This window comes from Streptantibioticus rubrisoli (genome assembly GCF_024436055.1).
Lineage (GTDB): Bacteria > Actinomycetota > Actinomycetes > Streptomycetales > Streptomycetaceae > Streptantibioticus_A > Streptantibioticus_A rubrisoli.
The window spans coordinates 41939-52805 of record NZ_JANFNH010000051.1; the positions used below are offsets into that span (position 1 = coordinate 41939).

The window sequence follows — 10867 nt, forward strand, 5'->3', positions numbered from 1 at the left end:
TACGCCCGTGATACGGCGCTGGTCCGCTTCGCCCCGTTCCTACGCTTGGACGCTGCGCGGCGGGTGGTCGTACCGCCCGGACTTGATCTCCCGGAGGAGGTCTTGGAGCCGGGCGGGGGTGGTACTCACGGTCACGCCGGGGGCGGTGCTCTCGCGGAGGTGTATGTGGTGGGGGGTGGCGGTGAGTTCTATGCAGTTGTTGCCTCCGCCGCCGCAGAATGACGCCTTCTGCCAGGACATGTCCGTTCCTCTCAGAGGTGGCGAGCGATGGACCAGATGAAATCCCGGGACTCGTCGGGAGGCAGTGCGGAGCGTTCCATCAGGTCCAGTAGCGACCGGTAGTTGGCGAGTGGGGTGGGGGAGTCCGCGAAGTACGGTCCGTACGGTGTATCGAGGTGCACGGTGTCCAACTGTGGAACTGGGCCTTCCGCGTAAAGGATCGATTGCCCGGAACCGTGGAACCCACCCGCGCTGAACGGAATGACCAGCAGCGTGATGTGGTCGCGCTCGCAGGCGGCCGCCAGGTACTCGAGCTGCGTGCGAGCGACCTCTCGACCACCGAACTGCATGCGCAGCGCGGCTTCGTGAATGATCCCGAGGTACGGAGTCGGTCTCTCGCCGTCGAGGATCCGCTGCCGACCGAGCCGGTGGGCAACGCGCAACTCGACTTCCAGACGCGGGAGTTTCGGGACTACGAGGTCAAAGATCGCTCTGGCGTGGTCCTCGGTCTGCAACAGCCCTGGTAGGTGGACGCTCTGCGCGGTGCGGATGCGGGTGGCGTGGTACTCGATCTCCGACACGTCGAGGAAACCGTCCGGTAGTTTGCCGCGGTACTCCTCCCACCAGAACGTGTTGCGTCGTCCTCCGGTCATAGCGGCAAGCGCGTCAACGAGAGCTTGATCAGGACACCTGTAGTGACAGGCGAGTTGACGCACGCGCTCCTCGCTGAGCCCAGTACGTGCCGCCTCGATGTTGGACACCATCGTCCGGTCCGCGCCGAGCATGGCGGCCGCCTCCTGCACGGAGATCCCGGCCTGTTCACGCAGTCGCCGAACTTCCTTCGCCAGGCGGCGCTGACGCCCCGTGGGTGTGCTCCTTGGTGCCATGAGTCCTCTCTCGCTGCGCGCGCCAGTCTCCCAGCGATGCCAGCGACGGTCCAGTGAGTCAAAATGCGGTTCACCCTTTACGGGCAGTTGGACTCACATGTGAGTCCAACTGAGCTAGCGTGTGAGCCACACCACTCGCGAACTCGCCACTCAGGAGCCGCACATGAGTCTCGTGCCGCGATCAACCCCACTCCCGTCGGAAACCTGGGAGTACCGCCTCCACATCCCCCGCGACCCCCGCGCACCGGGGATCGCAAGGGACACCCTGCGATCCGTCCTGACCCGCCACGGGTTGCCGCAACTGATCGACAAAGCAACCCTGTTGACCTCCGAGCTGACAACAAACGCGTTCCGCTATGCCGAGGGCCCCGTCTCAGTAACCCTGGACTGGCGCCACCCCGCCCTACGCGTCAGCGTCTGCGATACCAACCCGGAACTCCCAACCCCCTTCTCCGCCACCCCGGAGGAGGACATGCTCGGCGGCCGAGGCCTACTGATCCTCGACCTCCTCTCCGACAACTGGGGCGGCTACGTCATCGACAAGGAACCCTTCGGGTTGGGCGGAAAGCTGATCTGGTTCGAGCTGTTGACTGGTTGAGATTTGTTTGAAGCTCACGATCGGCCCGTCGTCGGACTCGAAGGCGGCCACGTGAAACCGCTCTTCTGTGAACTCACGGGTCAGTGCCGCTTCCCACCCCAGGGCGAGGGTCTGCGCGATGTCCCGCAGCGCGCGGTCGTCTTCCGGAGCGTCGCCGCACCGGATCACATCCGCCACGACGAGCCGGTTGAGGAAGAACTCGACCCTGCTGCGGTCCCCGTCGAACTTTCGATACCAGATCTCAAAGTTCCGCGGCTCATATACGTGCTCCCGAAGCACACACCCGCGTACCACAACGAGCTTTGGCGCTATGAGATGACACATGGCGAGCCACATGCCGACGGTACAGTGGGCGGTGAGAAAGTCAACGGAGTTGAGCTTTCCGGTGTAGCTCTTGATCCATGTTTCAATCTCTGGGTGCGTGCCAGGACTCATGGGCATCAGTCCGATCCGTAATACTCACTGTGCTGTTGGGTTGGGGTCGAATCCCACGTGTAGCACGCATTCCGAGGGCAACCTCGCTAACACAGTCCCTGCTAGTCGGACCCGGGCGATATGGGGAAGGTTCACTTCTGGCTGCCCAGCCAACGTTCAAGGGCGGCGCGGGTAAACTCATCAGTGCGAGGTCGGGAAGCCATCCACTCGCCACGGCGTCGGAGCGTCTGATTGCGATGAGGATCGCGTACCAGGGTGAAGTCTAGCGAGGTCTCCCCTTCGTCCCCTCGGACGATCACGTTGCCATCGAGGGACAACATAACAAACGCTGGGTGACACGCCCCATTCCCGAGAACGCCTGAGGCTGCACCGGCGCCGACGATGTCCCAGTCGTCCGACAGCCTCACTTTCGCCCACTGCCAAATTTTAGGTGAGTTCGCGTCCGCGCAATTTACTGCCACTAGAAAATCTGCATTATCCTCTCCGAAGAGACCGCCCTCGCGGGAGAGGCGATGCCACTCGAAGTTCGCCACTTCAGGCAATCGCGGTTCAGCGGAGCTCACCGTGACGAAGGAGACGCCGCCCTCTTCTGGGCAACTGCTGGCAAAAGTGGCGAGCGTTGGCGGAATGAGCGGCGTTGCCGGATCGATCATGCCGAGAAGGGTGAGCCCAGCATCAGCGAGAGAGGCGGACAACTCGACTTCTTTCATCGTGAGGCTCCAAGGGTTAAATTCGTGCCGTTGTGGCCCGATGCGCGTGAGGGGACCGCTTCGCTGTGTCAGCGGAATAAGTTTCCCCTGCCACGGCTATGGCCGCTTAGCCCACGGATAAGGGATGATCTGATTGTAGTTATGCGCGCCGGTCTTGGTTCTCCCGACGTAGGCGATGTTCCCATCCCTATCAACAAGAATCCGTGCTTGACTCAACGGGTCTCCGTTATCATAAATCGCCGACCCCCTCCACCTTTGGGCGCCTCGGGGAGCGCCTATCGCGCCATACACGTCGGGTCGTCGATTTCCTGCAGGGCCTGTCATCCGCTGTGGGTAGTTCGGATCGCCGACCACGTCATTCACGAGATCATGAATATCCTGCGGTGTCTCATAATACGCCTTGTTCGCTGCGCTTCGTTTAGCAATGGCCTCCGGTGAGTAATTTTCGTCGGGAGTCCACTGACTTGGACAGGGGGTGAGACCGAGCGGGTCGATCCATGCTGTCGGGTTGTGGACGTATGTGGCAGGGTTCGGGGTCGGCCTGAGGCCCAGGGGGTCGAGTGACAGATAGTGCGCTGTCTGCGGGTCGTAGTAGCGGAAGTAGTTGTAGTTCAGGTCCGTTTCGGCGTCGTGGTACTGGCCGGGGAACCGTAGAGGGCAGTCGACGTTGGTGTCGGCTGTTGGGGCTGGAAGTGGTGTGCCCCACAGGGTTGTGCGGATTTGCCAGATGACTGTTCCGTCAGCCGTGATCAATTCCGTCGGGTTGCCCGTCAAGTCCGTTACCGCTGCATGGAATTGGGCAGGTTCACCCAGACGCGCGATCAGGGAGTTTGGGTCTGTGGGGGCTTCGCGGTCGGTTTGGGCGATTGGGCGGTGGGTGCCCGGAGCATAGTCCCAGGTTGTTGTGGGGCCGTCGTTTAGCGTTTGTTCGGCTATGCGGGTGTCGTCCCAGACGAATGTGGTTGTCTCGGCTGCCGAGCCGTCCGCCGCCAAGCGTCGTTTCGCGATGCGGCGGCCCAGTGGGTCATACGAGTAGTGCCAGCGTTCGCCGTCCGGCGTTACGGCGTCTGTCAGACGGTCCTCGGCGTTCCACGAGAACAGCCATGTGCGTGTCTGGCCGTTGAGGAGTTTGCGGGTTTTGCGGACCAGGCGGCCTTGCGGGTCGTGTTCGTATGTGGTGCGGCCTGCCTTGCGGATCAGTGTTCCGGTGAACTCGCGATTGCCTGCGGCTGGGTGGGCGGGGGCCTCTGCGTTAGTGAGGTTGCCTGCTTCGTCGTAGGCGTAGGTCTCGGTCCAGCCGTGGGCCGTTACGGCCGTTACCCGGCCGGTTCGGTTGAGGGTGAAGTGCCTTGTGCCAGAGGTCAGTTCGCGGATCTCGGTTAGTAGGCCGTCGGGGCGGTAGGCGTATGTTCGGTGCTGAAGGAGTACGTCTTCGCCTTGCGCCTGGGCCGTGAGGGATTGGGTGGTGAGGCGGTTGGCGGCATCCCATGCCTGGGTGAGGTGGACGTCGTCGCCGATGCGGCGTTGGACCTCTCTGCCTGCCGCGTCGTAGACGAAGGCCAGCTTTCCGGCGTCGGTGCGCAACTCCGTCGGCCGCCCCGCCGCGTCGTACGTCCAGTGGGAGACGGCTCCGCCGGGCGTCGTGCGCTCCGTGCGGCGCCCCGCCGCGTCGTACGCGTACCGGATCGTGCGGCCGTTCGTGGTTTCCGTCAGGACGCGGCCCAACGCGTCGCGCTGCCAGACAACCTCCGCGTCGGGGTTGACGGCACGCGTCAGACGACCCGACGCGTCATACGCGAATGTCGTCTCCGTACCGTCGTCCGCACGGCTGGCCGTTGTCCGGCCCAGCGTGTCCCGGGTGAACGTCAACGTCTCGCACGCACCGTTGGTGCGTGACACCAACTGCCCCGCCGCGTCATGGGCGTACGACAGCCTGCGGCCGTTGAAGTCGGTCTCCGCGACCAGGCGGCCCGCCGCGTCGTACTCGTATGACCAGGTCAGGCCCTGCGGGTTGGTGACGCCGGTGAGCCGGAGGTCCGTGTCGTACGCGAAGTCGTAGACCGTGCCGTCAGGGTCGGTGCGCGACGTGGGCAGGTCGAAGTGGGTGGTGGTGTGCCGGGTGGTGTTGCCCGCTGGGTCGGTGTGGGCGAGGAGGTTGCCTTCGCCGTCCCACTTCCACTCCTCACGCGCGCCGTCCGGTTGTTCGCGCCATGCGGGCTTGCCCTCGGTGGTCCATCCCATGCGGGTGGTGTGGCCCAGCGGATCGGTGACTTCGATGACCCGGCCGAATGAGTCTCGACGCAGTGTTGTGCTGTGGCCCAGCGGATCGGTGATGGAGATGGGCAGCCCCGCGGCGTCGCATGTGATGCGCTGGGTGTTGCCGAGGGCGTCCGTGACAGAAGCCAGATGGCCGTGGGCGTCGTAGGTGTAGCGGGTCTCGGCGCCTGTCGGGTCGGTGGTGGTGAGGCGGTTGCCGACTTCGTCGTAAGTGTGGCGCCATACCGCGCCGTCGGGCTCGGTGACCTCGACGGGCTGGCCCAGCGCGTTGTAGGTGGCGTGTGCCTCGCTGCCATCGGGGAGTTGGATGGTGGTGAGGTTGTCGTCGGCGTCGTAGGTGTAACGGGTGGTGTGGCCGAGGGGATCGGTCTCGGCCAACAGCAGGCGGCCATCCGTGTCCCACTCCCGGTACGAGGTGTGCCCCAGCGGGTTCGTCTCGGCGACGAGCTTGTAGGCCGCGTTGTAGCGGTATGTAGTGGTCTGGCCGAGCGAGTTGGTGTAGACGGTCGTACGGCTCTGCTCGTCATAGGCCATCTCGCCGGACATGAAGCCGTCCGAGCCGTCGGTGCGCCCGCACCGGCCCTGCTCGTCGTAGGTGTAGCTGTACGCCGTGCCGTTGCGGTCCTGCCATGACGTCAGACGGCCGTCGCGGTCATAGCCGAAACGCAGTGGCGTGTCACTGGAGTTGAACACCTCGACCAGGTCACCGGCCGCGTCGTAGCCGTAGCGCATCAGCACCGTGTCCGTGCCGTCGCCGTGCAGCAGGCGCAGCGCGGTGACGCGACCAGCCTCAGTGTCGGTCGCGATGCGGTAGCCACCGCTGTGGACGATCTCCCGTGGTGTGCCGTCCTCGTTGTAGCCGAAGTCAATGCGGTGGCCGTTGCGGTCATCGATGGCCCGCACCGGCAGTCGGACGTAAGACCCGGTGCCTGCTGGCGCCGCGCTGAGTGGGGCGAATTCCAGGGTCTGGCCGCGTTCCGGCACGGATATGCGCATCGCGCCGCCCGAGCCGCCGTCCCAGGTCAGCGGCCAGCGAGGGCCGGTGATCGGCAGGGTGGCAACGCCCGGTTGCGGTACGGGGTAGGGCACCAGCCTGCCGTCCGGGGCGGCATAGACCACGCCCTCCCCATCGATCTCCAGCCGCTGGTCGAGGGTGGAGGCCCAGGAAGTGCCGAACCAGCCGCCAGCGCGGTATGACGACAGATGCGTCCGGTTGATCAACAGCGGTAGGGCGCCGGGGAGTTCGACATCGGTCTGCCGCATCGACACCACACCGGTCGCGATGTCGACCGGGTCGTTGCACTCGGTGATGTCCTTCGAGCCGCGCGTCGTCTCGGCGGGGTTGTGTGCACCGTTACGCGCGGACTCGGCGGCACGTTGCTCGGCCTCGGTCAGGTCCCGGGTCATGTTTTCCGCGACATCGGGGACGACGGACTCCGGTGCGCTGGCGCCGTCGGTGGCGACGGCGCTGGTCAGGTTGAACAGCAGATTGCCGGACGCGTCTCCCGGGTCGGTACCCCAGCCGGAGCCGACCACCGACTTCACCAGGTCCATCGGATGGTTGCCCGCGTGCAGCAGCCCCGCAGCGACCGCGTTCGTGTGGTCGAGCCACATGGCCGGATGGGTGAGGTTGTACGGGTCCGTCGGATTCACGCTGCGGACGAACTTCAGGAAGTCCGCACCCGCGCCCAGGAATCCCATGCCGACGTGCTCGTAGGTCAACCCACCAGCGAGCATCACATCTTCGTAGTCACCGGCCATCCGACGGGCGAACGTCGGTGTTCTGGGGGCCAGTTCGGCCGCCGAGTTCACCTTGGCCATCGCCGCGTCGCCTTCGGCGTCGCGCTGGCGCCTTGCCTCGTCGAGGATCTCCTGGGCCGCCTTCATCCCCGCTTCGCCGGGATCATGGAACGTGCCGGGTTTGGCCGGTGTGTGCGCGGCATCGACGTGGGATCCCAGGCTGGCGTTGTACGCGTCGACCTGCTTGTTGTACGCGGCCCGCGCGTCCTCGGACTTCTTCTTGGCCGCCGCGTACGTCTCCAGCGCCTGACGGGCCTTTTCCTGGGCCCACTCCACTGTTTGCGCGAAGCCCAGCAGGGTCTTGCTCGCCGTCTCACACGCTTCCGCGGCCGTCAGCCACTGTTTCGGATGCGGGGTGAACGACTTGCGGAACTCGTCGGCCGCCTGGCCCTTCCAGTGCTGCGGATCCAGCCGTTGCAAGCCGTTACCGGTCTCCCGGAACGCACCGGCGAACGTCTCCAGCGCTTCCGCGGAATCACGGATGGCCTTGGGATCGCCGTGGATCAAGTCCCTTGGGTCCTTGGTCTGCCCCAGCTCCATCTCCGGCACATCAGCGCCCAGGCCATCGGCGAACTGGTCGCCGAGGCGGTCCACATCCCGAGCCGCCGAATGCAGACCCACCGCGTTGAGCCCATCGCCCACGCCGTGGGCGGCTCCGTCGACCACATTGCCGACGAGCTTCTTTCCCTTGTCGAGGAGATGCTCCGCCTTGTCGCCCCAGTGATTGAGGTCGTCCATGAAACCGCTCACGGGCGGTCATCACCCCCGTTGTCGAACATCCGGGCCATCCACGTACCAGCGCTTACCTGGAGCCGGAGTCATCAGAGGTGAGGTCGGCAATCGTGCGCGTCGTGACGGCTGCGGGGTTCGACTGCAGCCAGTCCTTGCTTTCCGCCTTCCAGGTCTTCTCGACGTCCGTGTTCGCCTTCAGCAAGGACTGCTCGCTGTAGTCGGCGTGCCGGATCTGGTTGATGGGGTTGTCCGCCCACACCTGGCCCCACGACTCCTTCGACACCTGCTCATCGGAGGCGTCCGGGTTGCCCACCGCGGCGGCCACCACGTTCTTGAACTTGCCCTGGACGTACTGGTCCTCCTCGTGGAAGCTCCCAGCCGCGAGGCCCAACCGCGCCGCGAACTCGTTCCCGTCATGGACCAGCGTCCGCACACCCCACTCCCAGCGGTCACCGAACCCCTTCAGTGCCGAGGTCAGCCCGGCGTGCCCCAACTTCAGCCCGGTCAGTTCAATGCCGGAGAAGCCCCGGCCGACCTCGGCCGACTCCACGATCCCCAGCTTCTTCAACTCCCCGAGCGTGGCTGTCAGGCCCTCCGCGGTCATCCGCAGCGCCTCGGGATCCACATGAAGATCCTTGTCCTTACCACCCATGACACCCCCTGGTACCGGTCACCACATGCGCCTCGGACGTCATCTGACCTTACTGGCAAGGGAATTCGCGGCGTGCGGCGGAGCCGCGCCCGCCTTCCGTGAGGCGTTTCAGCCGTCCGCACCGACCCTTTGCCGGATGTGCTCCGGAAGTGGGTAGTGCCGCTCGGCCGGAAGTTTCCGGGTCGCTTCGTCGGTGAGGCCGTGCCGTACGTCGGAGTGGATCGAGTGGGCGAGTTCGGTCACGTCAGTGATGCTGACGATCCAGTCGCGCACGTAGCGTTCCACCGCTTCGCCGGAGAGGCCGATCTGGATCGCTCTGATGGGGAGTTGGGCGAGGGAGAGTGAACGCTCGGGATCCCACTGGATGCGTACGGGGCTTTCGCTGATCTCCCGCCGCCAGGCGTCCGCGTCCGGATGCACCGCACGGTCGAAGTGGCTCAACGCCGAGTGGGCCAGCGCCCATTCGAAGCCCCCTCGGGTGATCTCGACGGCGAGCACGTGCTCCTGATTCGGTTTGGTCGCCCACCCCGACCGGTACATCATCCAAAGGAAGGACGGTTTGATCCAGGTCATCCGCTCGACCTTGAACGGCGCCACAAAGGTCCCGGCCCGCACGGCCCGCGCCGCGATCTCCTGCGGGTATGCCTGGTAGACCGTGACGCTGCATTCGCCGTAGACAGCCCTCACAGTACGCGTGGGAGTTTCCGCTCCGGCCTCAGGAATCCCCCGCCGACTTGTGCCCATCATTACTCGTAGTCCCTCGATCAGCGGCTCACGGCCCGGTGTAGAACTCCGCGCGACGGCGGTGACGTTGCGGTTCACGATATCGTCGCGCTCCCCGCCCCAACCGGCCGCGTCTTGCGGGGAGTTCGGTCGTCACGGCCTCGATCGGCGTCGCCGTCGCGGGCTCGGCCCAGGGGTAGTTGAAAGTGGATCGAACTGTCGACTCGGCGAGCCCGAGCGGTACCCGGATCGACGATGGCGACGCAGGCCGCCTCCGTCGGCAGTCCATGCGGCATCTGCGGTGCTCCGGGTCGTTCCGGCACGGGGGTGCCCGTACCCTGGAGGTATACGTCTGCTCCCGCATGAGGGAGCCGCCCACGTCGGCCCCGCCGGGTGTGGGGACGCTGGGTCATCCCCGGTAGCCCGGGTGGCCCGGTACTGGAGTCCCACCGGGTGGGGAGTTCGACGCCGCCGGGGTGTCTGCCCACGTGCGAGCTTTGCTTCCGCGGTAACTCAAGCCGGTTTCGGAATGAGAAAAGGAGCGGTCCATGCGTACGCATCTCACAAGAGCAGCCGTCGCGGCGGCCGCGCTACCCGCCATGCTCCTCGGCTCGGGCGCGGGAATCGCCTCTGCCACCCCCCGGGCGCCCGTCGTCCACCAGGTCGTACGGATCCAGCACCAGCCACCCCGTCAGCTCGTATGCCTGCCAGCGCCCGGTCACTGGGTGCGGAGGGTGTGGTACGGCAACAACCCGGGGTTCCTCTGGGTCTGGATTCCAACCCGTCCGATCTGCTTCGTTGGCGGACCGATAGGCCCGTTCACCGTTGGTTACTGACGGCGATGTCATGGAGAGCGGCTTGACCTGGGCCTTCGTTTCCCATGTGCTGACTGGCACTTGTGTTACGGGGACGCCTCGCCAGAAAGGGGTGACTCCCCGTCAGCTCGTGTACCGTTCTAATTGTGGACGCTTCAATCTCCACCCCACAAACTGCGGGCCGTTCGGCCCACTTGACATGCGCCAGGCATGGAGCGAGTGTCGAAGTAAGGGAACATGCGTGTAGTTACCCGGGGATGTGCGGTGCGCATCCAAGAGGGGTGTGCGGTGCGCATCCAGCGGCGGTGATGTCATCGCCCAACGCGAAATGAGTTTCTGAGTATCCAGAACTCCACCCCCATCCCCTCAGGGGAGAACCATGAAGAAGATTCTGGCACGAAGTGTCTGTGTTGCTGCGGCCTCGTGCGCGATATCGGGTTTGTATGGTGTTTCGGCGGGGGTAGCCGGTGCTACTCCTCACGACACCCGCGCAACGATCAGCCGTTCGGTTCCGAAAGTGCACACCGCCTTCTGCTTCAACAGGTTTGGTCGCAGGATTCCGTGTGTGAGGCCTGTAGTCCTGCTAACCGGCCCGGCGCCCGCCGTTGCTGCCGCAGCGCCAGCCATTATCCAAAAGATCACCAACACTGCTATTAGCGGTACTGGCGGTGCTGGTGGTCCTGGTGGCACGGGCGTCAAGGTCCCCGCTGGGACTCCTGTACCTACCGGTCCGGTGACCGGTACTGGTGGCGCTGGTGGCGCTGGTGGTACGGGCGTGCAGGTTACTCCCGGGGCTCCCGCGCCTACTGGTCCGGTGACCGGTACTGGTGGCGCTGGTGGCGCTGGTGGTACGGGCGTGCAGGTTACTCCCGGGGCTCCCGCGCCTACTGGTCCGGTGACCGGTACTGGTGGCGCTGGTGGCGCTGGTGGTACGGGCGTGCAGCTTGCTCCTGGGGCCGGTGCGCCTGCTGCTGGGCCGGTGACCGGTACTGGTGGCGCTGGTGGCGCTGGTGGTACGG

The 10867-nt window shown here is 65.2% G+C and carries 8 protein-coding genes; 1 reads left to right on the forward strand and 7 read right to left on the reverse strand.

Annotated elements, in window-relative coordinates; translation table 11 throughout:
• Window positions 1-39: 39 nt before the first annotated feature.
• Together NON19_RS28825 and NON19_RS28830 are read right to left on the reverse strand one after the other, a co-directional pair.
• Entirely contained in the window at window positions 40-240 is a 201-nt protein-coding gene (locus NON19_RS28825; RefSeq protein ID WP_255932070.1) for a DUF397 domain-containing protein, read from the reverse strand.
• A gap of 11 nt (window positions 241-251) precedes the next feature.
• Window positions 252-1106: a helix-turn-helix domain-containing protein gene (locus NON19_RS28830; RefSeq protein ID WP_255932071.1), complete on the reverse strand. Its 855-nt coding sequence runs from the start codon at window positions 1104-1106 to the stop codon at window positions 252-254.
• A gap of 163 nt (window positions 1107-1269) precedes the next feature.
• On the opposite strand from NON19_RS28830, the gene NON19_RS28835 reads away from it, so the two are divergent.
• Complete coding sequence (locus tag NON19_RS28835) at window positions 1270-1704, forward strand: ATP-binding protein (protein ID WP_255932072.1); 435 nt, start codon at window positions 1270-1272, stop codon at window positions 1702-1704.
• Here NON19_RS28835 and NON19_RS28840 read toward each other — a convergent pair.
• The 5 genes from NON19_RS28840 to NON19_RS28860 form a co-directional block, all read right to left on the reverse strand.
• Window positions 1597-2139 carry a hypothetical protein gene (locus NON19_RS28840; RefSeq protein ID WP_255932080.1) on the reverse strand — a complete coding sequence of 181 codons (543 nt, stop codon included), beginning with the start codon at window positions 2137-2139 and terminating at the stop codon, window positions 1597-1599. The genes NON19_RS28835 and NON19_RS28840 overlap by 108 nt on opposite strands.
• A 131-nt stretch (window positions 2140-2270) precedes the next feature.
• Window positions 2271-2849: a hypothetical protein gene (locus NON19_RS28845; RefSeq protein ID WP_255932073.1), complete on the reverse strand. Its 579-nt coding sequence runs from the start codon at window positions 2847-2849 to the stop codon at window positions 2271-2273.
• Window positions 2850-2945: 96 nt separating this feature from the next.
• Entirely contained in the window at window positions 2946-7664 is a 4719-nt protein-coding gene (locus tag NON19_RS28850) for a putative T7SS-secreted protein (RefSeq protein ID WP_255932074.1), read from the reverse strand.
• A gap of 64 nt (window positions 7665-7728) precedes the next feature.
• The gene (locus NON19_RS28855; RefSeq protein ID WP_255932075.1) at window positions 7729-8310 is read right to left on the reverse strand and encodes a hypothetical protein; all 582 of its coding nucleotides are present in this window, start codon (window positions 8308-8310) and stop codon (window positions 7729-7731) included.
• A gap of 108 nt (window positions 8311-8418) precedes the next feature.
• The gene (locus tag NON19_RS28860; RefSeq protein ID WP_255932079.1) at window positions 8419-9054 is read right to left on the reverse strand and encodes a DUF4291 domain-containing protein; all 636 of its coding nucleotides are present in this window, start codon (window positions 9052-9054) and stop codon (window positions 8419-8421) included.
• Between the last annotated feature and the right edge of the window lie 1813 nt (window positions 9055-10867).